Source organism: Acidimicrobiia bacterium (genome assembly GCA_040880805.1).
GTDB lineage: Bacteria > Actinomycetota > Acidimicrobiia > IMCC26256 > DASPTH01 > DASPTH01.
In genome coordinates this window covers 32,409-54,377 of the sequence record JBBDHW010000060.1, presented here as the reverse complement: position 1 = coordinate 54,377, position 21,969 = coordinate 32,409, and the positions used below count along the sequence as shown (strand labels likewise).

The following is a 21,969-nucleotide window of genomic DNA, read 5'->3' as shown; positions in this document are numbered from 1 at the left end:
CGACCATGCCTGACCAGGAGCGCACCCGGGAGATCGCCGTCGATCGCGAGCTCTGCATGGGAAGCGGGATGTGCATCGTCTACGCGCCGGGCACGTTCGCGCACGACGAAGCGACGAAGGCGATCGTCATCGACCCGATGGGGGACGCGATCGACGCGGTCCGCATCGCAATCGAGGCGTGTCCGACCGGCGCGCTGAGTCTCACGTCCGAGGAAGAGCGGGGCTGAATGGAAATGTTGCTCGAAGGCAAGTCCGCGGTGATCACCGGGGCGGGATCCGGCGTTGGGCGCGCGTCGGCACTGCGCTTCGCCGAGGAAGGCGCGCGCGTTGTCGTCGCGGATCTCCAGCTCGACTGGGCGAAGGAGACGGTGCGCCAAGTCGAGGCGATCGGCGGCACCGCCGTCGCGCAGGAGTGTGACGTCTCACAGGACGATCAGGTCGCCGACATGATCGCCGCCGCGGTCGAGCACTTCGGACGGCTCGACGTCGTCTTCAACAACGTCGGTATCCCGACCCCGCGACTCGGGATGAGCTTCGAGGAGCACAGCGTCGACGACTTCGATCGCTTGATCGCGGTGAACCTCCGCGGCGTGTTCCTCGGGTGCAAGCACGCGGTCATCCAGTTCAAGCAGCAGGGCGACGGGGGCGTGATCGTCAACACCGGTTCCATCGCCGGTCTCGTGGGCTGGGGCGGCACCGTGTACGGCGCGACCAAGGGCGGCGTGCACCAGCTCACGAAAGCCGTGGCGATCGAGTGCGCACCGTTCGGCATCCGGGTGAACGCGATCTGCCCCGCGGCCATGCCCTACACGAACTTCGCGGCGGCGGGGGGAATGGAGACACCTCCCGGCGGCATCGAGCAGATCGCGGAACACGTCGGTTCCATGCACCCGCTCGGGAGGCCGATCACCGCCGAGGACTGCGCGGAGGCCGCGGTGTTCCTCGCGTCCGATCGCTCGGGGAACATCACCGGTGTCCTTCTCCCGGTAGACGGCGGCTACGTGGCGCGATGAGCGAGCGCGCGGAGGCGGGTATCCCGGCGAGCAGCGAGCGGGGTCCGAGCGGCCCGGCGGCGCAGCCGCCAGGAGCGGAAGACATGAGCGAGGTGGACGACACGCAGACGCTCGACCGCGAGCAGCTTCGCCGGCTCTTCGATCTGCGGAGCAGCTACAACGCGCACTCCGGCGGCGACTACACGGACGACCCCTATCCGATGTGGGCGCAGTTGCGAGCGCGCGCCGCGGTGCACGAAGGCACGGTGCACGAGTTGACGGGCCACGCCGGCGCAGCCTCGTTCCATGGTCTCCCCTTTCCCGACCGACCGCACTTCTCCGCGTTCAGTTTCGCCAGCTGCGACACCGCGTACCGCGACGATGAGGTGTTCGCGTCGTCACCCGACGCCGCCGGCCCGGAAGCCGACGACATCAGCGTGACGAGCAGCATGTTGTCGATGGGCGGTGCCCGGCACCGTCGATACCGCTCGCTCGTCCAGCCGTCGTTCGTGCCGGCGAAGGCCCAGTGGTGGATCGCGAACTGGATCGAGCGCACGGTGCACCTGCTCATCGACGGGTTCGTCGACGACGGTCGCGCCGAGCTCAACGTCGACTTCGCGGCGGCGATCCCGGTGCTCACCATCACCGGCAGCTTCGGTGTGCCGGTCGAGCAGGCATTGGTCATCCGGGAGTCGCTCCAGCGACCGATGGAGATCGTGGAGATGCTCGAGCCCATCGTCGCCGCCCGGCGCGAGAAACCACGCGACGACCTCATCAGCGTGCTCGTCGAGGCCGAGTACACCGACGACGATGGCGTGACCCATCGCCTCTCCGACGCGGAGGTCTACTCGTTCGCCATGCTCCTGCTCGCGGCGGGCTCGGGCACCACGTGGAAGCAGATGGGCATCACGATCACCGCGCTCTTGCAGCGACCCGATGTGCTCGCTGCGGTCAGGGAAGACCGGCAACTGCTGCGGTCGGCAATCGAGGAGTCGCTGCGGTGGATGCCGACGGATCCCATGTTCTCGCGCTGGGTCACCCGCGACGTCGACTTCCACGGCGTGCAGCTCCCGCGTGGCGCGGTGCTGCATCTCTGCATCGGCGCGGCCAACCGCGATCCGGCGCGCTGGGTTCGGCCGGAGCAATTCGACGTGCGTCGCGCTCCCAAACCGACGCTCGCCTTCGGCAGCGGCCCGCACATCTGCATCGGCATGCACGTCGCACGCGCCGAGATGGCGGTGGGGATCGGCGCGCTGCTCGACCGGCTCCCCAACCTTCGTCTCGACCCCGACGCCGAGCCTCCGCGTTTCATCGGGATGTACGAGCGCGGCGCCACCGCGATCCCCGTGCTGTTCGGTTGACATGTCAGACCACGCCGAGGCGACCGAAGGTGTCGTGGTCGGTGAGCGCCGCAGCGAGGCGCGGGATGTGGACCAGCACGACCGCGCGCGAGCTGATCCGCGTGATGACCCACAGGAAATAGCCGTACGAGAAGCTGAGCGTGTACTGCTCCCACGCCTCGTCAAACGTCGGCGCCGGCGCGCCGAGCGACTCGAGCTCGCCGAGGTAGTGACGGAGCAACTCGGCCTCGTGCGCCCGTCGAGTCTCGATATCGAGGACCGTCGCCAGGTGATAGCTGATGTCGGTCGCCCAGTTGCCGCGCTGCACGATCTGCCAGTCGAGCCAACACGCTCGGCCGTCCCCATCCAGGTACGAGTTTCCCGAGTGCGGGTCGGCGTGGATCACACAGGTCACTTCGTGCGCGCCGGTACGCCGCATCGCTTCCGCGACGTTCTCCGCCGAGCGCAGCTCCGGCGCGATGTCGGGCCCGCGTCCGTCGTCGAGGAGCAACTGGAGTTGGTCCATGGGGAACATGTCGGCCATGGACGCGACGCGCGGGGTGAGCCAGTCGAGGTCGGCGACGTCGTCGCAACCCCACGTCGCCGCGTGCAGGCGCGCCAACTGGCCGAGGGTGTCGCGGGTGGTGTCGAGCGAGTAGGGCGTGTGCGCGTTCAGGAAGCGACCGCCGTTCGCGACGACGTCGTCCATGATGATGATCGCCTGCTGCGCCGCGTCGTCGACGGCCGTGTAGTAGGCCCGCGGCGAGCGCACGTCGAGCCGCGGCGCGAGCTCGCCGTAGAAGCGGGCTTCCGACAGGATGTCGGCCCCGGGCGACCCGTCGAGGTGCGCCTTCACGCAGTACGCCCGGGTCTGCCGCGCACCGTCGGCGCCCTCGAGCGTCAGCCGGAACCGGACTTTTGTCGCGAGGGTCTTCGAGGAGTCGACCTCCTCGACGCTGACGATGCGGTCACCGCCGCCGATGTCGTCGAGCGCCTGGCCGAGCCACTCCGGGTCGAGCACCGCGTCGAGCGTCGTCGGAACGGCGGTGTGTTGCACGGCGGCGAACGCTATAGCAGCACCTAGATAAGGTGCGATGGCGAGGCGCCGGCGTCGCTGACGAGCGCGCCCGAGGAGCGGAGGTGCTCCGTTGACGACGACCGGCAGTGGTGAGGTGCGCATCGGGCTGGTGGGTGGCGGCGACGCGCGCCGGATCACTGCGCTCGAGGAAGCCGTCGACTCGCTGTGGGTCGGCGGGCACGTCGCGTCGCGCAACCCGAGCCCCGAGGCGATGATGGGCCTCGCCCGGCTGGCGGCGCTGACCGAGCGGGTGACGATCGGCACGTCGATCCTGCTCCTGCCGCTCTACCCACCGGCGCTCGTCGCCAAACAGATCGCCGACCTCGACCGCGCCACCAACGGGCGCGTGATCCTCGGCGTCGGCGTCGGCGGCGAGTACCCGCAGGAGTTCCGCGCCTGCCAGGTGCCGGTGAACGAACGCGGCCGCCGCGCCGACGAGATGATCCCGTTGATCCGGCGCCTCTGGACCGCGGAGGAGATCACCCACGAGGGCCGCTACTACTCGATGCAGGACGTGCGGATCCATCCCGCGCCGGTGCAGGCCGGTGGTCCGCCGATCGTCGTGGCCGGTCGCCAAGAGCCGGCGATGCGGCGCGCCGCGACGTTGGGTGACGGGTGGTTCCCGTATCTCTACTCGCCGCGTCGCTACGCCGCTTCGGTGGAGACGGTCGAGCAAGCGGCCGCCGAGATCGCCCGCAACCTGTCGGCGTTCGAGTGGTACGTGTTCGTGTTCGTCAACGTGAACCCCGACGGCGACACCGCGCGCGAGGAGGCGGCGCGATCGATGGGCGGCACCTACAACCAGGACTTCGCTCCCATGGTCGACAGCGTCGCGGCCGCGGGGACCGTCGAGGAAGTGACGACGAAGCTGCGGGCGTTCCACGACGCGGGGGCGCGGCACTTCGTGTTCAGCCCGGCCACCGCGGGTGGCGACCCCCAACCGGTTGTCAACCGGCTCCTTGGCGACGTCGTTCCCGCGCTGCGGGAGCACGCCGCGGCCGCCCACTGAGCGGTCAGGATGAACGATGGCTCGGCGTGCCTTCGCCCCCATCGCTCGGGGCTCGACGCTCGAGCTGCCCGTCTGATCGAGATCTCGATGCGTCGCGCACACCGCTGACGCTCAGCGGATGGCGAGCCCCTGCCAGCAGAGTCGCCACACTCGTTCGGCGAGTGCCTCGGAGTCCGCGACGAGGCCCCCGCCGTGGACCGCGAGCGTCATCGTCTGGACGAGGTGCGTCACGATCGTCCCCGCCATCTCGGGATCGTCGCACGAACCGTCGCCGGCATCGCACACCGCGACGATCGCGTCGACGACCGCGGCGCGATACGGCTCGACGACGGCTTCCACTTCGTGGGGAAACGCCTCGATGAGTCGCTGGCGCTCACGGGCTCGCCAGCGATTGATACGTTGCGCGCGATCGTCGTAGGTGAACAGAAACGGTGCCGTCACCAGGTGATGCAGTCGTTCCACGGGTTGATAGCGGGCACTCTCGGCGATGAAGGCCCTCGACCCCTGGTCGATCGCCTCCTCGAACATGGCGAGGAGCAGCTCGTCCTTGCTGCCGAAGTGTCGGTAGAGCGTCTGCAACGCGACGTTCGCGCGTTCGGCGACCTGCTTCACCGTGAAGTCAGTGACCTCGCTCGTGAGCATGAGATCCCACGCCGCGTCCACGATGTCGTGAGCGATGCTTCGACCGCCGTTGTCCCCGACCCGGTCCATCGCCCGCAGCGCGGCCCGGACTTCCCACTGCCGCGGCTGCTCCCCAGGCCCCGCCCGTCCGGTGCGCCTCGTCCGTTGCGTCGACCCGGCGGACCGCGCGCCGGTGTTCTCGCTCATCGCCGCGTTCCGTGCATGACGTGTCGGCACCGCGACCGTCACCTCCTCTGCCTTGGCACGCCCGCCGGGGAAGAGCTACGGTCTGCCAACCCGAGACTATCGTTCTAGCGGGGTCGCATGCGAACACAAGTGGATCGCTCGAACGACCTGCCCTCGAAGATTGCCGACATCCGCCAGTCGTACGTCGACGGGCGCTTCGTCCCCGGCGACGGAGCGCCCCTCGCGGTCGACAACCCCTACACCGAAGAGGTCATCGCTCAGGTCGAGGCGCTGTCGCTCGCGCAGATGGAGGAGGCCGTCCTGGCCGCCCGCCGCGCGTTCGACCGCGGCGTGTGGAGCGGGCTCCGGCGCGAGGAGCGCATCGACGCCGTGCTCGCGCTCGGCGAGTACCTCGCCGGCCGCGCCGAGGAGCTGGGCGCGACCCTCACCGCCGAGGCCGGAGCCACGACGTCGATGCTGGGCGCGCAAGTCGGGATGCCGCTCGCCCATCTGCGGGCTGCATGCGAGATCTACCGCACCATGCCCGAAGTCGAGCTCACGCAACGCCCGTTGGAAGAGATGATTCTGGGCAACCGGGTAACGGCGAGCATGATGCGTTACGAGCCGATCGGCGTCGTCAGCGCGATCGCCGCGTACAACTTCCCGCTGCAGACGCCGCTGTGGAAGTTCGTCCCTGCGCTGCTGACGGGCAGCACCGTCATCGTGCGGCCGAGCCCGCTCACACCGATCGCCACGCTCGTGATCGGAGAGGCGGCCGAGGCGGTCGGGCTGCCTGCCGGTGTCCTCAACGTCGTCGTCGAAGGCGGTGTCGAAGGCGGTCAGCTGCTGTCGTCACACCCTGCCGTCGACTGCGTCAGTTTCACCGGCTCCACCACGGTGGGGAAGGCGATCATGGCCCAGGCGGCACCGACGGTGAAGCGCGTGCTGCTCGAGCTGGGCGGGAAGTCGGTCCAGCTGTACCTCGACGACGCCGTCGAACGTGCGCCGATGGGATGCGTCAGCGTGTTCGCGGCACACGCCGGCCAAGCGTGCGTCGCGCCCACCCGGATGCTCGTTCCCGAGGAACGCAAGTCCGAGGTGGTCACCCAGGCGGCCGCGATCGCGTCGAACCTCAAGGTCGGCGACCCGAGCGACCCGTCGACCGTCGTCGGGCCACTGATCTCGGCTGCGCAGCGCGAGCGCTGCGAGCGCTACGTCGCCGCGGCCGTCGAGGCCGGTGCCACCGTGGCCGCCGGCGGCCGCCGACCCGCCGACCAGCCGCGCGGGTACTTCTTCGAAGCGACCGTGCTCGACGTGCCCGACAACTCGAACCCAGCTGCGCAGGACGAGATCTTCGGTCCGGTGGTGTGCGTGCTCGGGTACCGCGACCTCGGCCACGCGGTCGAGATCGCCAACGATTCGATCTTTGGTTTGTCGGGGCAGGTGTTCGGCGGCGACCTCGCGCTGGCAACGAGCATCGCGGAGCGAATCCGCGCCGGCGCGGTGCAGGTCAACGGCGGCTACAGCGGCGCCTACGCCTCTTCCGGCGGTTACAAGCAGAGTGGCATCGGTCGAGAGCGCGGCGTGGAAGGGATCCGGTCGTTCCAGCAGGTGAAGCACTTGGCGGTCGGCAACCCGTGACCGTCGCCGGGCCGTCCGTGCCCGTCTTCGAGGGCGTCCGTGTCGTCGAGCTCGCCCAATTCGTGTTCGTGCCCGCGTGCGGCGCGCTGCTCGCCGACTGGGGTGCCGACGTCATCAAGATCGAGCATCCGGTCACCGGTGACGGCTACCGCGGCCTCGTGAGCCAGGGCATCCTCCGGCTCTCGGCGAGCGGAGTGAACCAGTCGATGGAGATGCACAACCGCGGCAAGCGCAGCATCGGCCTCGACGTCGCTTCCGCCGAGGGCCGCGATCTGTTGTTGCGCCTGGTCGAGACGGCGGACGTGTTCACCACGAACTTCCTGCCGTCGACGCTCGCGAAGCTGCGCCTGGGCGTCGACGACCTCCGGGCGGTCAACCCCAAGATCATCTACGCCCGCGGGCACGGCCACGGCGTGCGCGGGCCGGACGCCGACCAGCCCGCCTACGACGCCACTGCCTACTGGGCCCGGGGCGGGCTCGGCGCGACGCTGACACCGCCCTCGGTCGAACGACCGATCAATCAGCGTGGCGGCTTCGGCGACCGGAACGGCGCGGTGCAGCTCGCGTTCGGAATCGCCGGCGCGCTGTACCGACGCGAGCGGTCCGGTGAGCCGTCGGTCGTGGACGTGTCGTTGCTCGCCACCGCAGTCTGGACGCTCGCGTCGGACGTGCTCTCGGCGCTGCAGGGAAACTTCGCCGCCGCTCCGGTGGCCGGCCAGGCCGCGCGCATGTCGCCCAATCCGCTGAGCAACACCTACGAGACGAAGGACGGCCGATTCCTCAGCCTGCTGCTCCTCCAGCCCGACCGTCACTGGGCGGACCTCGCGCGCGCCATCGACCGGACGGACCTGCTCGAAGATCCGCGCTTCACCACTGGCGCCGCCATCCTCGAACACCCGGCGGAGATGGTCGACATCCTCGAGCCCCTGTTCAAGTCGCGCACGCTCGCCGAGTGGCGGGAGGCGTTCTCGGGCGCCCGGTTCCCGTGGGCGCCGTACGCACAGGTGCCCGAGGTCATCGAGGATCCTCAGGTGGTGGCCAACGGCTACCTCGTCGAGGTGGAGCACGACGGCGGCAACTTCCGCGTACCCGCCGGCGCGGTCCAGTTCGACGAGCAACCCGCGTCGCTGCGCCGCGGGCCCGAGCAGGGTGAGCACACCGAGTTGCTGCTCCTCGAGCTCGGGTTCGACTGGGATGACATCGTGAAGCTGAAGGGCAACGGCGTCGTGACCTGACGCCTCGACACGGAGGATTGCAGTGACGGAGTACAGATTGATCTCGTCGGACTCGCACGTCACCATGCCCGACGTGGCGTGGCAGGAGTACCTCGACCCCGAGTTTCGCGACCGCGCCCCGCGCGTCGAGCACACCGACGACGGTGACGTCCGTGTCTTCGAAGGACGACGGACGCCGATCATGACCCTCGACAATCTCGCCGGGAAGAAGCCCGAGGAGTTCTCGCTCAACGTGCGCAAGCTCGACGAGCAGCGGTCGGGAGCGTGGGATCCGGCGGCGCGCATCGAGGACATGGACACCGACGGCGTCGACGCCGAGGTGCTCTACGTGGGCGGTCCCCTGATGTCGTCCGACGCGGCACTGCGGCTCAACAGCGTGCGCGGGTACAACCGGTGGCTGTCCGACTATGCGTCGTACGCGCCGGGACGGCTCCTCGGGATGGCGGCGATCCCGATCGACACGCCGGAGCGCGCCGCCGAAGAGCTCCGCTTCGCCGCCGCGCAGCCCGGCCTCGCCGGCGGGTACATCCCGCTGTTCCCGCCCGAGGGCGACTACGGCGACGAGAAGTGGAACCCGATGTGGGAGGCGTTCCGCAACACGGGCCTGCCCATCGGTCTGCACGTCGGCGGCCGCCGTCCCGGCACCCCGACCGCCAGCATCTACGACAGCGCGCCCCGCTTCATGACCGGCCTCGTGATGAGCAAGCTCACGATGGCAGAGTCGGTGTCGGAGCTGATCCACGGCCTCGTCATGCAGCGCTACCCCGAGCTCAAGTTCATTGCGGTCGAAGGCCAGATCGGCTGGATCTCCTTTTTCCAGTACTACTCCGATCACCTCTGGGAGAGGCACCGCTTCTGGACCAAGAGCGAGCTGACCGAACCGCCGAGCCACTACTTCCGCCGTCAGGTCTTGGGCACCTTCATGGAAGACCCCGTCGGGCTGCGCGAACGCGAGCACATCGGCATCGACAACATCATGTGGGCGAGCGACTACCCGCACTCCGAGACGACGTGGCCGAACTCCAAAGCACTCACCGACGAGTGGTTCACGCCCTTCGGCGACGAGGAGAAGGCCAAGATCCTCTGGAAGAACTGCGCCACGCTCTACGGGCTCTGAGCATCATCACCTAATGGGGGGATCCACCATGTCACACACAACCAGGCCGTTGGCACGGCGCACCGGCCAAGGTGCGTGCGCGCTCATCGCCATGCTCCTGCTGAGTGCACTCACGGCAGCCAACGCAGGCGTCGTTGCTGTCAACAACGGCGTCGGGACCAAGGCTGCGCTCAACGGTCCGCAGTGTGACGCGCAGCGCGGACGGATCAGGTTCGTGTACCAGGGGTGGCTGCCGTGTGTGAAGCCGTGGCCGAAGAACGCGAACAACGGCGGGTCCACGTACCAGGGCGTGACCGAGGACTCGATCAAGGTCGTCATCCGGAAGGCGCCCGACCAGACGACCAACGAGGGCCGGAGCCCCATCAAAGATCGCGCCACCGGCCAGTTCTCCAACGTCGAGGCCGCGCTGCGCGATTCGCTGCCGATCTTCGAGAAGACCTATCAGCAGTGGGGCCGCAAGCTCGACGTCTCGGTCGTGGAGATGTCGGGCACCGACGAGGCCGCCAATCGCGCCGACGCAGTGAAGATCGCCGCGATGAAGCCGTTCGCGGTCATCGACCTCGTCGGTGATGAGGTCTTCCTGTCGTCGATCGCCAAGCAGAAGATCCTCGCGCTCGGAGGTATGGCTCCGAACAAGCTGAGCATCGCCCAGTCCCCGTACCGCTGGCCGTTGAGCCTCGACTTCGCCGCCAATGCGCTGCTCGGCGCCGAGTTGATCATCAAGGTCCTCGCGGGCAAGCCGGCGGAGCACGCCGGTGACACGTCGCTGCAAACGAAGAAGCGAGTGTTCGGCACGGTGCGGTCAGACGCGGCGACGGCTCCTGACTTCCAGCCCGCGTTCGACGAGTTGAAGAAGCACGGCGTGAAGCTGGCGCAGGACCTCACGTACGCGCCGCCGCTCGATGCCTCCCAGCTGAGTACGGCTGCGCAGGAAGCCGCGCCCACCCTGGTCGCGAAGCTCAAGGACTCCGGTGTCACGAGCGTGCTCGTGCTGCCATCGGACTACCAGATGACCGCGGCCCTCACGACCGCCGCGTCCAAGAACGACTACCACCCCGAGTGGATCGTGATGGGTGTCGGGTTGGTCGACGTTGGCGCGCTGGCCCGCACCTTCGACCAGGACCAGTGGAAGCACGCGTTCGGAGTCTCCGGGCTCTGGGTGCCAGTGCAGGGTCAGACGGCAGGACCGTCCGACGTCGCGTTCCAGTGGTACTGGGGACCGAACGCGGGGGTGTACAGCCAGGCGGTCGTCACCGATCTGGAGCTCCTTTACGCGGGGATCCACATGGCGGGCCCGAAACTGACCCCGGGGAACTACAAGGCCGGGATGTTCTCGCGGCCGCCGGTCGGCGGCGCGGCCGAGGGACAGGTGGCCTCGGCGGGCCGCTTCTACGGAAAGGTGGCGAAGCTTCCCTACGACGAGTACCTGACGGGCGGTGACGTCGCGCTGTTCTGGTGGGATCCCGACACCGCAGGACCCTCCGTCGCGGTGAACCTCCCCGACTCGAAGGGCGTCTATCAGTTCCTCAGTGGCGGCAAGCGCTTCCTCCGCGGCCAACTCTCCTCCAAGGCGCCTGCATTCTTCGACAAGTCCAAGTCCATCAACGTGCTGACAACTCTTCCCGCCGCCGACGTCCCACCCGACTACCCGTGCAACGGCTGCCCGAGCAGCGGCGGAGCCACATCGTGACGTGACCACGGCGCGCGGCACAGACGATCACTGGGAGCACCGGTGCATCGTCTCGGGCATCGGCATCTCACGGGTCGGCCGCAGGACCGGTCGCTCGGGACTGGAGCTCACGGTGGAGGCCGCCCGTGAGGCGATCGCGGACGCGGGCCTGACGCCGGACGACATCGACGGCGTCACGACGGTCGGCGAGACGCCACTCGCCGAGGCGATCCCCGCGCTGGGCCTCCAGCCGACGTGGACCGGCGAAGGAGGATCCTCCGTCGGCGGTTCGATGGCCGGCGTCCACAACGCATGCCGCGCCGCGGCGTCGGGCGCGGCGCGGCACGTGCTCGTGTACCGCTCGGTCGCGATGCTCGGCGGCAGCGTGATGGGGAGCGATGTGCCGAGCGCCGGGACGGCGACGCGCGACGAAGGCCGCGACGGCCCCCGCATGATGGACGACCTCGGCGAGCTGCTCGCGGCGAACGCCTACTCGGCCACCAACTGGATCGGCATGCACGCGCAGCGCCACATGCACCGCTACGGCACGACGCGCGAGCAGATGGGCTGGGTCGCGGTCAACGCGAGACGGCACGCGGCGCTGAACCCGCGCGCGATCTACCGCGCGCCACTCACCATCGACGACTACCTCGCGGCGCGCATGATCAGCGATCCGCTCGGGCTCTACGACTGCGACGTCCCGGTCGACGCCGCGTGCGCGTTCGTCGTCTCGGCCGCCGACACTGCGCCCGACCGCCCGAAGCCGGCGGTCCGCGTGCACGCTGCCGCGCGCGTGTCGGACCCTGTCGGTGGCTGGCTGCGGCGGCCGGACTACCCACGGATGGCATCGGCGGACGCGGCAAGAGAGCTGTGGAGTCGCGCCGAGCTCGGGCCACGCGACCTCGACTTCGCCGAGCTCTACGACGGCTTCTCGTTCCTCACGCTCGTGTGGCTCGAGGCCCTCGGGATCTGCGGCGAGGGCGAGTCGGGCGCGTACGTCGAGGGCGGCCAACGGATCGGCCTCGACGGGGAGCTCCCGCTGAACACCTACGGCGGGCAGCTCTCGGCGGGGCGCATGCACGGCCACTGGGTACTGCACGAGGCGTGCACGCAGTTGCGCGGAGAAGCCGGTCCTCGCCAGGTGCCAGAACACGAGGTGACCGTGGTGTCGACGGGCGGCGGACCGTACGCCACGTGCATGCTCCTCACCACCTGAGCGCGCGGCATCGGCTGCGCACTACTGGGGTTCGAGGACGACCACGGGGATCTCACGCGTCGTGCGCGTCTCAGCGCGAACTTCCGCGGTTGCCCGGTCTTGCGCCCGACGGCGGTGAGCACCAGGCACGTGGCGCCGTTCCACTCGTGGCCGACCTCGCCGTTCGTCTCCTCGTAGCGGCGGACGTGCTCGTCTCCGAGGAGGGAGATGTCGGGCGGCGTGTAGCCAGGCTCGGGCGGGCTCATGGGAGTCGAAGGACTCTAGTTCGCGCGCCGGTGAGGACAGAGCTAGCGTCTGCAAGAGCGAGACTCGCGTTCTTGGGGGAACGATGCAGACAGAGGCCGATCGGTTCAAAGAGCTGTACGACGTCGAGAAGCACGTCATGGCCGTCGACGGCGGGGTCCTCGTGGAGGATCCGTATCCGGCCCTTGCCGAACTCCGCGCGCAGGCACCGGTGCACGAGGGCTCCGTGCGCGACCTCCTCGGCTTCGGCCCGGGTGGACTGAACCTCCGGCCGGAGGCACCCGTCTTCTCGGCGCTGTCGTTCGAAGCCAACGACATCGCCCTGCGCCAGAACGAAGTGTTCTCCTCGACGTTCTACGCGGGGCTCACGACGCAGATGTTCGGCCGCAGCATCCTCGAGATGGTCGGAGACGAGCACCGCCGCAACCGGGCACTCGTGCAGCCGGCGTTCTCGCCGAAGCGGTCGCAGTGGTGGATCGACCAGTGGATCGCATCGCTCGTCGACGAGGCCGTGTCGGCCTTCGAGACACGAGGGCACGCGGAGCTGAATGCCGAGCTCTGCGCGCGGATCCCCTTACAGACGATCACGTCGAGCTTCGGCCTCACGCGCGAGGAGGCGCTCGACTTCCGTCAAGGTGCCGGCGAAGGAATGGCTCGGGATGTCGAGTCGCTCATGGCCACCCACGAGCGGACGACGGCCATGCTGCGACGCATCATCGAGGCGCGCCGCGCCGATCCCCAGGACGACGTGATCACGCTGCTCGTCGAGAGTGAGCTCGAGGAAGACGGCGAGCGTCACCTCCTCACGAACGACGAGATCTACGGTTTCGCTCGCCTGATCCTCACTGCCGGCTCGGGCACGACCTGGCGCCAGCTCGGCATCCTGCTCGTGGCCCTGTTGCACGACGCGCTGTTGCTCGACGCCGTCCGCGAGGATCGCGAGCTGCTGCGGCGCGCCATCGACGAAGTCATGCGCTGGGAGCCGACGGACCCGATCTTCCGCCGGCTCGTCGTCGACGACGTCGAGCTGTGCGGGGTCGAGATCCCCGCGGGAGCGGTGGTCGAGATGGTCCTCGGAGCCGCGAACCGCGACCCGGACCGTTGGGACGAGCCCGATCGCTTCGATCCATACCGGGCCCCGAAGCCGAACCTCGGCTTCGCCGGTGGTCCGCACGTGTGCCTGGGCATGCACGTCGCGCGCGCCGAGATGTTCGTGGCCATGAACGCAGTGCTCGACCGGCTGCCCAACCTGCGGATCGATCCCGCCGCGCCGCCGGTCCGGATCATCGGCCTCGAACACCGCGGGCCGAACGGCATCCCGGTGGTGTTCGGCGAGGCGGCGTGAACGCGGACGGGACTTCGTGCGCCAGGCACTGAGCGATCTGCGGGTCGTCGAGCTCGGAACCGGAGTTGCAGCAGGATGGTGCGGCAAGGTCTTCGCCGACCTCGGGGCCGACGTGGTCAAGGTGGAGCCGCCCGACGGTGACCCCCTCCGCGCGGATGCGGGCATGTTCACGCACCTGCACACGAACAAGCGGAGCGCGGTCGTCGAGGTGGCATCAAGCAACTCGGCGGCGTCGCTCTCGACGCTGCTCGACGGCGTCGACGTCGTGATCGACGCGCCCGGCGTCCGATCCCTCGCCGACTGGAGCATCGACCGCGACGAGTTGCTCGCACGTCGGCGCACGCTCACGGTCGTCGCCATCACGGGCTTTGGATCCACCGGCCCGTATGCCGACTACGCATGGAGCGACCTCGTCGCACAGGCCCTCAGCGGTGCGATCGTCTCGACCGGCGCGGCCCGCTCAAGCTGCCGATGTCGCTCGGCGAGACCGCGGTCGGTCACACCGCCGCGCTCGGCGCGCTCGCGAGCGTGCTCCGCGCGCGTGCGACCGGCGTCGGCGCGCTCGTGGACTGTTCGGCCGTCGAGGCGCTCGCGTCCGCTCCGTACCGGATCTCGCGCTATCTCGGGTGGGAGTACCAGGGCCGCGTCGCGTCGCTCCTGATCGCGCCGAGCAGCAGCGACACGCTGTTGCCGCTCGGCGTGTTCCCCTGCGCCGACGGCTACGTGGCGATGATGATGACGACCCAGCAGCTCGGCGAGATGATCACCGCGCTCGGCAGCGACGAGCTGCGCGACGCGTTCGCGCGGCCCGACGCCTTCGTGCGACCAGAGACGAAAGAAATCCTCGACGGTGTCCTCTACCCATGGCTTCTCGAACGCACGCGCGAGGAAGTCACGGCCGCGGCGCAGGAGGCGGGATGGCCGGTCACACCGGTCAACGAGCCCGCCGAGCTGTTAGCGCCGATTCTCGCATTCGAGGGTTCTGGGTGCACGCCGTCGACCAGGAGGTCGGCCCGGTGCTCCTTCCCGGAGCGCCGTACCGGCTCACAGAAGGGGGTTGGGCGCTGCGGCGCACTGCACCGCGTCTCGGACAGTTCGACGCACCGGCCGCAAACGGTGGCGACGTCCAATCGCCGACGCCGCCGGTCGCGGCGCGCGACCCGTCGGTGCCACCGCTTCTCGGCATGCGCGTGCTCGACCTCACCACCGTGTGGTCGGGCCCGTACCTCACCGCGCTCCTCGGCGACCTCGGCGCGGAGGTGATCCGCGTGGAGAGCCCCAATGTGTTCCCGCCCACCACCAAGGGCTACGTCCCCCGCCCGGCGCCGAACATGGCGCTGGGCGCGCTCGCTCGGTTGTACGGACCGCTCGCACCCGGCCGTGAGGATCGGCCGTGGAACCGACACGCCATGAACAACTCGGTCTCGCGCGGCAAGCGGTCGTGCACACTCGACGTGCGCTTTCCCGAACAGCGCGCGCTGTTCATGCGACTCGTCGAGAAGAGCGATGTGTTCGTCGAGAATCTCAAGTCGACGACGCTGCACCAGATGGGCATTCACGAGACCGAACTGTTGCAGGCGAACCCGCGCATGATCATCCTGCGGCTCCCGCCGGCCGGCCTCTCCGGTGACTGGGCCCATTACACCGGCTTCGGCGGCCAGTTCGACGGTCTGACCGGGCTGGCCGCCCTCCTCGGGCACCGCGGCACATCGCTCATGGAGTCACCGTCCACCCAGCACATGGACAGCGTCACGGGTCCCGCGGGTGCGTTTGCGACGCTTGCGGCCCTGCACTACCGCGCCTCGACCGGGCGCGGTCAGGTGATCGAGCTCGCGCAGAGCGAGAACGTGTTGACCGAGCTCGGCGACGTGTTCGTGAACCTGCAGCTCGGCGTGACGCCACAACGCTTCGGCAACCGCGACCCGCACCGCGCGCCGCAGGGCGTGTACCTCTGCGCCGACGGCCGTTGGCTCGCGCTCACCGTCACCGACGACGATGCGTGGCGCGGTCTCACCGGCGTGCTCCGGCGCGCCGACCTCGCGAAGGACGAGCGCCTCGCCGACGTCGTGGGGCGCCAGGCCGCGCACGACGAGCTCGACAACGCCATCGGCGCGTGGACGGAAACGGTGACGGCCGAGGCCGCCTTCCACGCGCTGCAGGAGGCGGGCGTCGCGGCCGCGCCGTGTGCCGACGACGCCATGCTCACGTCCGATCGCCAGATCGCCGACCGTGGGTGGATCCGGCCACTCACCAGCGCGGATGTCGGCACGTTCAACCACCTGGGTCACGCGTTCCGCGGCGTCCCGTTGGCGTGGGAACGTGGCGCGCCGACGCTGGGCGAAGACAACGAGTACGTGTTCAAGGAAATTCTCGGCCTCGACGACGGCGAGTACGACCGCCTCGTGTCCGAGCGAGTCGCGACCGAGGACTACCTCGACCCCGACGGCAACCCGTACTGAGCGAGCGGGGTCTCAGGGCCTACGGCAGGACGAGGATCTTGCGTTGGTCCTTGGCCGCGATGAGCTCGGCGAACGCGTCGTTGGCGTCTTCGAGCCCGACGCGCCGGGTCACGAACGGCGCCGCGTCGATCGCGCCCTGGCCGAGCGCGTCGACGACCGAGAAGAACTCGCGCCGCGTGTAGTACACGACGAAGTCCATCGCGAGTTCCTTGATCAGCGCCGCCATGGGCACGTACGGATCGGGTTTGGTGCACACGCCGACCATGACAACGTGGCCGTGGTGTGTGGACGCGCGCACGCAGCTGTCGGTCATGCCGGGAAGACCGACGCACTCGATGACGACGTCGTACCGCGGCTCGAGCGGCTCGGCCTCGGGGTCGACGGTGCGGGTGGCACCGAACTGCTCCGCGGCCTCACGGCGCGGGGCCGAGGGATCGGACACTACGAGCTCGCGGGCACCGCTCCGGGCGGCCCACGCGAGCACCGACAGCCCGACCGGTCCCGCACCGACGACGAGCACCGTGTCGCCCGATCGGATCTGGGCGCGCTCGACCGCGTGCAGCCCGACCGCCAGCGGCTCGACCAGCGCGCCGAGCGCCGGATCGATCGACTCGGGGAGTCCGACCGTCTCGCGCTGGTGTACCCGCACGTACTCGGCAAACCCGCCCGGACTCCCCCCGAGCTCGCAGTGAGCCGGTTCTCCGGCGAGGCAGGCCAGGCAGTTGCCGCATCCGAAGATCGGGAGTGCCGTCACGTGTCGACCCACGCGCCACGCCGGATCGGTGTGGCTGCCCGCGGCGGCGATCACGCCACAGAACTCGTGGCCCATCACGAGGCCGGCGGGCATCGAGGGGCGGAGCTTGAGGTCGGAGCCGCAGATCCCGCAGGCGGTCACCTCGAGCACGAGCTCGCCCGGTCCCGGCGACGGATCGGCGACGTCGGCGACCACGAGCTCATGGTCGTCGTTCAGCACGGCAGCACGCATTCGGCGAGCCTAAAGGTTCGTGCCCGCGCGAGTGCAGCGTGAGCGCGCGCGCGTTCTCCACCATGATCTTGCGTCGGTCGTCGATCGAGAACTCCTCCACGTTCTTGAAGAAATCGCGTGAGTGCGCCATTCCCTCGGCGTGCGGCCAGTCGGAGCCGAACAGGATGCGCTCGACCGGGATGTGCGTCGCCAGCTCGGGCACGCTGTCCTCCACGAAGGGCGCGACCCAGCAGTTGTCGTGGAACTGGTCGACGGGGTTCTTGGAGAACAGTCCCGGGTTCTGCCCGTCCACTCTCGCATGTGGGCGACGGGCTTGCCCCAGCGCGCGCCGAAGCGCTTCTCCACGTGGGCCTTGACCTGACTGCCGAGGCCGAGGCGGAACCCGCCCTGTGAAGGCAACTGCAGGTCGTACGCAGCGTTGGCGAGGTGCATCGCGCTGCGCGGGAAGGCGACGGCGACGTTCGTCATCAACGCCCGTCAACGTGAACACGCCGTCGACGCCGAGCGCCTCCAGCTCCTGTGCGCGCTTCGCGGCGCCGATCACCGACTGCGAGAGCTGGACGTCGACCTTCATGGGCGTCCTCCCATCGTCCACCAACCCGAAGCACCCCGACGGGAGCGGCCGCACCCTACCGGGAACGGTCGGCACACCGACGGTCGGACTCGGAGGAGTCGTGCCAGAATGCGCGTGCACACAGGGTGACAGCGGCGAGCGCGAAGGTCATCGTCGAGAGCTGAGGGGGGACGATGAGAACTCAGAAGCGTTGTGGGCGCGTGGTGAAGTCGGTGGTTGTGATCGCCGTCGCGGTGTCCGCGTTCACAGTTGTCGGCGCGGGGCACGGTGACGCGGCGAGCACCGCGGTCGTCGTGAAGCCGCCTGCCGGCGCAGCCAAGCCCGTACCGGGCACAGGGATCGGCACCCAGGCGGCGATGGACGACCCGCGGTGCCGAACGGGTGCGCAGTACGGCGTGTACGGCAAGTGGGACTCGTCGAGCGTCGGTGGCGGCCCGCTTTGCGTGCGGCCGTTCAAGAAGGGCGACGACAACGGCGGCGCGACGTACAAAGGCGTGACCGCGACCTCGATCAAGCTGGTGGCAGTCCTGCCCAGCCCGTCGCGGGGCGCGTCGCAGGCGGCCGCCGCGCAGCTGAAGAACCTGGCCGACGGCTCGACGGGCACGTGGGCGGACGCGGTGCACGACTACCTCGTCGCGAGGCTGCCGTTCTACGAGACGTGGGGCCGCGACATCGACGTGACCCTCTACGAGTCGACGGGCACCGACGAGACGGCCCAACGTGCCGACGCGGTGGCGATCCTGGCCGAGAAGCCGTTCGCGGTGATCAACTTCGACAGCTTTGGCCTGGACACGTTGGTGGCCAGCATGGCGCAGGCCAAGGTGCTCGTCGAGAGCTACGCAGCGTCGCCGGAGGAGTCGGCCGCCCAGGCCCCGTACCGGTGGGGCGGCAACGACACGGACGCAGCCGCCGCGAGCTCGGCCGAGGTGATCGGCAAGAACCTGGTGGGCAAGAAGGCCCAGTACGCCGGCGGCGACGTGAAAGGCAAGCCCCGCAAGTTCGGTCTCGTCGAGATCAAGGACGTCATCGACGAGTCCCGCTTCAAGAAGGCCGTCGGCAAGTACGGGGGAACGTTCGCGACTACGAACACCTATGTCGGCTCGGGTGGGGCCTTGGGCGACGCGACGATCGCGCAGGAGCAGGCGCCGGTGATGGCCACCCGGATGAAGGACGCGGGCGTCACGACGGTGGTGCTCTTCGCCGACGTGGCCATGACCAGGACCCTGATGGAGCAGGCCACCGCGCAGGAGTGGTTCCCGGAGTGGTTCGTCACGGGCGCGGGGTACTTCGACCTCCCGATTCTCGCCCAGGGCTACCCCGACGATCAGGCCGAGCACACCTTCGGGGTCTCCCTCATCCCCCCGTACTTCGACCTACCGGACGAAGTTGACAACATCGTCGCCACGAGGGGTGCCTTCAACTGGTTCTTCGGCACCAATCGCGGAACCACGAGCGGCGCGGTGCCCGGCGGTATCGACTGGTTCCTCAACGGCATCCACAACGCCGGGCCGAACCTGATCCCGAGCACCTTCAAGCAGGGGCTCTTCGCTGCGCCACCGACCCCGAACCCGACCCGCAGCCCACTCGTCACCCTCACGGGATACGGCCACACCACCGGGCTGCCGTATGCGGCATACAGCCCGGGCCCGGCCGACTTCGCGCCGATGTGGATGGATCCCCACACGAGCGGCATGTCGCTCGGGAGCAACACCGAGGTCCCCCACGTTTCGTGGTACATCGACGAGGGCCGTCGCTACAGCAGCGGGCGCTGGCCGAAGAACCTGCTCTGGTTCGACAAGTCCAACTCGACCCACGCACTCGACGGGATCCCGGCTGGCGCAACCCTCCCGACGGCCGCCTCGCCGTGCGCGCAGGGACAGTGTCCGTCGACGGGCGCGACCGAGCCGACCGCCGGCACACCGAGCCAGTCGGGCTTCGTCGCGAAGACCTCGCCCAACGCCCGCGCGACATCGTGAGAGAGAGGGCGGACAGCAGATGAAGATCTGCGGCAGTGCGCCGCGCTACGCGCCCCAGGGGAGTGGGCCGTCCTTCGGCTGCACCGTGACGTCGAGGATCCGCGCCTCGTCACTGAGCACGAGCTCGACGGCGGCGGCGATCGAAGCCGGTTCCGCGAGCGCGCCCGAGTGGACGCCGAGCCCGGCCCACCGCATCATGTGCGTCACCGCGCCCGCATCCATCTGGGTCCCGGTCCCCGCATCGTTGGTCGGACCGACGAAGATCCGGGTGAAGCCGACCTCCGGGTGCTCCGACCGCCAGGTCTCGATCATCCGGTTCAGTGCTGCCTTGGTAGACGTGTACACGCCGATGCCCGGCCACGGCGCGCCGATGCTGGAGACCGACGACAGGAACACCGCGGTACCGGTCGATTGCTGCAGGTGCGGGAGGGCTGCGCGCGTGACGAGGGCGGCGCCCATGACGTTGGTCTCGAACGTCCGTCGCCACCAATCAGCGTCGGCGTCGGCGAGGGCCACAATCGAGATCACACCGGCCGAATAGACCAGGTCGTCGAGCCCACCGAGGCGTTCGACGGTCTCGTCGACGACGCGCTGGCACTGGGCCTCGTCGGTGACGTCACATTCCAGGCCGACCGCGGTGCCGCCGGCAGCTTTGGCGATCTCCTGGCAGGTGCTGTGGCGACGCGACGCGAACGCCACGTGGGCTCCCGCCTCACACAACGACTCGCCGATGACCTTGCCGATGCCGGCCGATCCACCGACGACGAGCACGCGACGGCCGACCACGCGCTGTCCCATGGCCGGCCTCACGGCGCACCACCCGCGGCGGCGTTCGCCTGCGCGAGCGCGCCGTCGACCAGCACGTCGATGCCGGACACGGCGCGTGGGTCGTCGAGGAGCTCCGAGAGCTCACGGCCACCGACCGTCATTCCAACCCTCCCCAGCTCGGCCAACGCTTGCCCGCCGGGGCTCGCGCGCACGTACGCTAGCCAGTTCCGAAATCGATTTCGAAGCTGCAGCCAGGAGACACCGATGACCCAGATCCTGCACGGCGTGCGCATCCTCGAGGTCGCGGAGCACACGTTCGTGCCCGCGGCTTCGGCGCTCCTGTCCGACTGGGGGGCGGAGGTCATCAAGATCGAGCACGTCGAGCGCGGCGACGCGATGCGCGGACTCGAATCGACGGGCATGGCGCTGATCTTGGGCGACGTGCACGCGCTGCTCGAGCACTCGAACCGAGGGAAGCGCAGCCTCGCACTCGACCTGACGTCGCCTGACGGACTCGACATCCTCTACAAGCTGGCCGCCACGTCCGACGTCTTCCTGACCAACAAGCTGCCGAGCGTGCGCGCCAAGTTGCAGATCGGCTTGGAGCAGATCCGCGCCGCCAACCCGAACATCATCTACGCGCGCGGCACGGGACAGGGCGAACGCGGACCCGACGCCGACAAGGGCTCCTACGATTCGTTGGCGTTCTGGGCGCGCGCCGGGATCGCGCTCGGCACCATGCGCCCCGAGTACGACCTGGTGCCCATGCCGCCCGGCCCGGGGTTCGGTGATTCGCTCGGCGCGATGACGATCGCCGGAGGGATCATGGGCGCGTTGTTCCACCGCGAGCGCACCGGCGAGACGACCACGGTCGACATCTCACTGCTGGGAACCGGCCTGTGGGCGATGGGCCAGGCCATGGCCCTGTCGGTGCTGATGGACCAGGCGTGGGGGCCGCCGCCGAACGAGGAGATGTCGCGGAACCCGTTGGTCGCGATCTACCAGACCAAGGACGGTCGCTACGTCATGCTCACCTGCTTGCAGGCCGGCAAGTACTGGCCGCCGCTGTGCGAGATCATCGGACGCCCCGAGCTGGCCACCGACCCGCGGTTCGCCGATCACGCGTCGTTGATGGAAAACGCGCGCGAGGCGGTCGCGATCCTCACGGATGCCTTCGCGGAAGCCACGGTCGCCGAGTGGCGAGCGCGGCTCGAGCCGTTCGTCGGCCAGTGGACGATCGTGCAGCACTCGCTCGAGGCGGCCGACGATCCGCAGACCATCGCCAACGGCTATCTGCAGGAATGCAGCACCGCGGGCGGCACACCGTTCACGCTGGTTGCCGCACCCGTGCAGTACGACGAGCAACCGGCCAAGCCCGAGCGCGCGCCCGAGTTCAACGAGCAAGGGGATGACATCCTGGCCGAGCTCGGGCTCGACTGGGACACCATCGTGGATCTCAAGGTCCGCGGTGTCGTCGCGTGATCCGACAATCGACGTGAACCGACAATTGGGAAG

Annotated in this window: 20 protein-coding genes and 2 pseudogenes; 14 read left to right on the top strand and 8 right to left on the bottom strand. The window is 69.1% G+C overall.

All coding sequences use genetic code 11. The annotated features are described in order from the left end of the window. The first annotated feature begins 5 nt into the window (after nt 1-5). The 3 genes from WD271_16185 (at nt 6) to WD271_16175 (ending at nt 2,353) form a co-directional block, all read left to right on the top strand. A complete protein-coding gene (locus tag WD271_16185; protein MEX1009358.1) occupies nt 6-227 on the top strand; it encodes a ferredoxin in 222 nt (73 codons plus the stop codon). Beyond that, nucleotides 228-1,013, top strand: coding sequence for an SDR family NAD(P)-dependent oxidoreductase (locus tag WD271_16180; GenBank protein ID MEX1009357.1), 786 nt, complete (start codon nt 228-230; stop codon nt 1,011-1,013). A gap of 83 nt (nt 1,014-1,096) precedes the next feature. Further along, on the top strand, nt 1,097-2,353 hold the full coding sequence (locus WD271_16175; protein ID MEX1009356.1) for a cytochrome P450: 1,257 nt from the start codon (nt 1,097-1,099) through the stop codon (nt 2,351-2,353). A 4-nt stretch (nt 2,354-2,357) separates the two neighbouring features. Here WD271_16175 and WD271_16170 read toward each other — a convergent pair whose 3' ends face one another. Next, nucleotides 2,358-3,389 (bottom strand): phosphotransferase, encoded by a 1,032-nt coding sequence (locus WD271_16170; protein MEX1009355.1) that lies wholly within the window; start codon nt 3,387-3,389, stop codon nt 2,358-2,360. Nucleotides 3,390-3,480: 91 nt separating this feature from the next. Between WD271_16170 and WD271_16165 the strand changes: the two genes are divergently transcribed. Beyond that, nucleotides 3,481-4,419, top strand: a complete 939-nt coding sequence (locus tag WD271_16165) for a TIGR03619 family F420-dependent LLM class oxidoreductase (protein ID MEX1009354.1) — start codon at nt 3,481-3,483, stop codon at nt 4,417-4,419. A 111-nt stretch (nt 4,420-4,530) separates the two neighbouring features. Here the strand turns inward: WD271_16165 and WD271_16160 are convergent, their stop codons facing one another. Then, entirely contained in the window at nt 4,531-5,247 is a 717-nt protein-coding gene (locus tag WD271_16160) for a TetR/AcrR family transcriptional regulator (GenBank protein MEX1009353.1), read from the bottom strand. Between the two features lie 117 nt (nt 5,248-5,364). Between WD271_16160 and WD271_16155 the strand changes: the two genes are divergently transcribed. Genes WD271_16155 through WD271_16135 form a run of 5 tightly spaced genes read left to right on the top strand, consistent with a single transcriptional unit; the run spans nt 5,365 to nt 12,104 of the window. Beyond that, on the top strand, nt 5,365-6,867 hold the full coding sequence (locus WD271_16155; GenBank protein ID MEX1009352.1) for an aldehyde dehydrogenase family protein: 1,503 nt from the start codon (nt 5,365-5,367) through the stop codon (nt 6,865-6,867). Continuing rightward, complete coding sequence (locus tag WD271_16150) at nt 6,864-8,102, top strand: CoA transferase (protein ID MEX1009351.1); 1,239 nt, start codon at nt 6,864-6,866, stop codon at nt 8,100-8,102. The genes WD271_16155 and WD271_16150 overlap by 4 nt, the downstream gene beginning before the upstream one ends. 22 nt (nt 8,103-8,124) lie before the next feature. Further along, entirely contained in the window at nt 8,125-9,219 is a 1,095-nt protein-coding gene (locus WD271_16145; GenBank protein ID MEX1009350.1) for an amidohydrolase family protein, read from the top strand. A gap of 28 nt (nt 9,220-9,247) precedes the next feature. Then, nucleotides 9,248-10,909 (top strand): hypothetical protein, encoded by a 1,662-nt coding sequence (locus WD271_16140; GenBank protein MEX1009349.1) that lies wholly within the window; start codon nt 9,248-9,250, stop codon nt 10,907-10,909. A 1-nt stretch (nt 10,910) separates the two neighbouring features. Beyond that, nucleotides 10,911-12,104, top strand: coding sequence for a thiolase family protein (locus WD271_16135; GenBank protein MEX1009348.1), 1,194 nt, complete (start codon nt 10,911-10,913; stop codon nt 12,102-12,104). Nucleotides 12,105-12,172: 68 nt separating this feature from the next. On the opposite strand, the pseudogene WD271_16130 reads toward WD271_16135, so the two are convergent. Beyond that, nucleotides 12,173-12,349 (bottom strand): annotated as a pseudogene (locus WD271_16130) (nitroreductase/quinone reductase family protein). Between the two features lie 83 nt (nt 12,350-12,432). Between WD271_16130 and WD271_16125 the strand changes: the two are divergent. From WD271_16125 to WD271_16115, 3 genes are all read left to right on the top strand, one after another. Then, nucleotides 12,433-13,692 (top strand): cytochrome P450, encoded by a 1,260-nt coding sequence (locus tag WD271_16125; GenBank protein MEX1009347.1) that lies wholly within the window; start codon nt 12,433-12,435, stop codon nt 13,690-13,692. Between the two features lie 16 nt (nt 13,693-13,708). Beyond that, complete coding sequence (locus tag WD271_16120) at nt 13,709-14,353, top strand: CoA transferase (protein ID MEX1009346.1); 645 nt, start codon at nt 13,709-13,711, stop codon at nt 14,351-14,353. Nucleotides 14,354-14,678: 325 nt separating this feature from the next. Continuing rightward, nucleotides 14,679-16,151 carry a CoA transferase gene (locus WD271_16115; protein ID MEX1009345.1) on the top strand — a complete coding sequence of 491 codons (1,473 nt, stop codon included), beginning with the start codon at nt 14,679-14,681 and terminating at the stop codon, nt 16,149-16,151. 19 nt (nt 16,152-16,170) lie between these two features. Here the strand turns inward: WD271_16115 and WD271_16110 are convergent, their stop codons facing one another. From WD271_16110 to WD271_16100, 3 genes and pseudogenes are all read right to left on the bottom strand, one after another. Beyond that, nucleotides 16,171-17,136, bottom strand: a complete 966-nt coding sequence (locus tag WD271_16110) for an alcohol dehydrogenase catalytic domain-containing protein (protein MEX1009344.1) — start codon at nt 17,134-17,136, stop codon at nt 16,171-16,173. Then, the gene (locus WD271_16105; GenBank protein MEX1009343.1) at nt 17,105-17,428 is read right to left on the bottom strand and encodes an amidohydrolase family protein; all 324 of its coding nucleotides are present in this window, start codon (nt 17,426-17,428) and stop codon (nt 17,105-17,107) included. The genes WD271_16110 and WD271_16105 overlap by 32 nt, the downstream gene beginning before the upstream one ends. 26 nt (nt 17,429-17,454) lie before the next feature. Then, nucleotides 17,455-17,710 (bottom strand): annotated as a pseudogene (locus WD271_16100) (LLM class flavin-dependent oxidoreductase). A gap of 173 nt (nt 17,711-17,883) precedes the next feature. Here WD271_16100 and WD271_16095 point away from each other — a divergent pair. After that, nucleotides 17,884-19,686 (top strand): hypothetical protein, encoded by a 1,803-nt coding sequence (locus tag WD271_16095; protein MEX1009342.1) that lies wholly within the window; start codon nt 17,884-17,886, stop codon nt 19,684-19,686. A gap of 45 nt (nt 19,687-19,731) precedes the next feature. On the opposite strand, the gene WD271_16090 is transcribed toward WD271_16095, so the two are convergent. Then, on the bottom strand, nt 19,732-20,484 hold the full coding sequence (locus WD271_16090) for an SDR family oxidoreductase (protein ID MEX1009341.1): 753 nt from the start codon (nt 20,482-20,484) through the stop codon (nt 19,732-19,734). Between the two features lie 8 nt (nt 20,485-20,492). Next, nucleotides 20,493-20,615, bottom strand: coding sequence for a hypothetical protein (locus WD271_16085; protein MEX1009340.1), 123 nt, complete (start codon nt 20,613-20,615; stop codon nt 20,493-20,495). 103 nt (nt 20,616-20,718) lie between these two features. On the opposite strand from WD271_16085, the gene WD271_16080 reads away from it, so the two are divergent. Continuing rightward, nucleotides 20,719-21,936: a CoA transferase gene (locus WD271_16080; GenBank protein ID MEX1009339.1), complete on the top strand. Its 1,218-nt coding sequence runs from the start codon at nt 20,719-20,721 to the stop codon at nt 21,934-21,936. The last annotated feature ends 33 nt before the right edge of the window (nt 21,937-21,969 follow it).

Bases quoted from the DNA above. Each gene is read 5' to 3' on its own strand.
- WD271_16185 (MEX1009358.1), top strand. From the start codon at position 6: ATGCCTGACCAGGAGCGCACCCGGGAGATCGCCGTCGATCGCGAGCTC.
- WD271_16180 (MEX1009357.1), top strand. From the start codon at position 228: ATGGAAATGTTGCTCGAAGGCAAGTCCGCGGTGATCACCGGGGCGGGA.
- WD271_16175 (MEX1009356.1), top strand. From the start codon at position 1,097: ATGAGCGAGGTGGACGACACGCAGACGCTCGACCGCGAGCAGCTTCGC.
- WD271_16160 (MEX1009353.1), bottom strand. From the start codon at position 5,247: ATGAGCGAGAACACCGGCGCGCGGTCCGCCGGGTCGACGCAACGGACG.
- WD271_16155 (MEX1009352.1), top strand. From the start codon at position 5,365: ATGCGAACACAAGTGGATCGCTCGAACGACCTGCCCTCGAAGATTGCC.
- WD271_16140 (MEX1009349.1), top strand. From the start codon at position 9,248: ATGTCACACACAACCAGGCCGTTGGCACGGCGCACCGGCCAAGGTGCG.
- WD271_16125 (MEX1009347.1), top strand. From the start codon at position 12,433: ATGCAGACAGAGGCCGATCGGTTCAAAGAGCTGTACGACGTCGAGAAG.
- WD271_16110 (MEX1009344.1), bottom strand. From the start codon at position 17,136: ATGCGTGCTGCCGTGCTGAACGACGACCATGAGCTCGTGGTCGCCGAC.
- WD271_16095 (MEX1009342.1), top strand. From the start codon at position 17,884: ATGAGAACTCAGAAGCGTTGTGGGCGCGTGGTGAAGTCGGTGGTTGTG.
- WD271_16090 (MEX1009341.1), bottom strand. From the start codon at position 20,484: ATGGGACAGCGCGTGGTCGGCCGTCGCGTGCTCGTCGTCGGTGGATCG.
- WD271_16085 (MEX1009340.1), bottom strand. From the start codon at position 20,615: ATGACGGTCGGTGGCCGTGAGCTCTCGGAGCTCCTCGACGACCCACGC.
- WD271_16080 (MEX1009339.1), top strand. From the start codon at position 20,719: ATGACCCAGATCCTGCACGGCGTGCGCATCCTCGAGGTCGCGGAGCAC.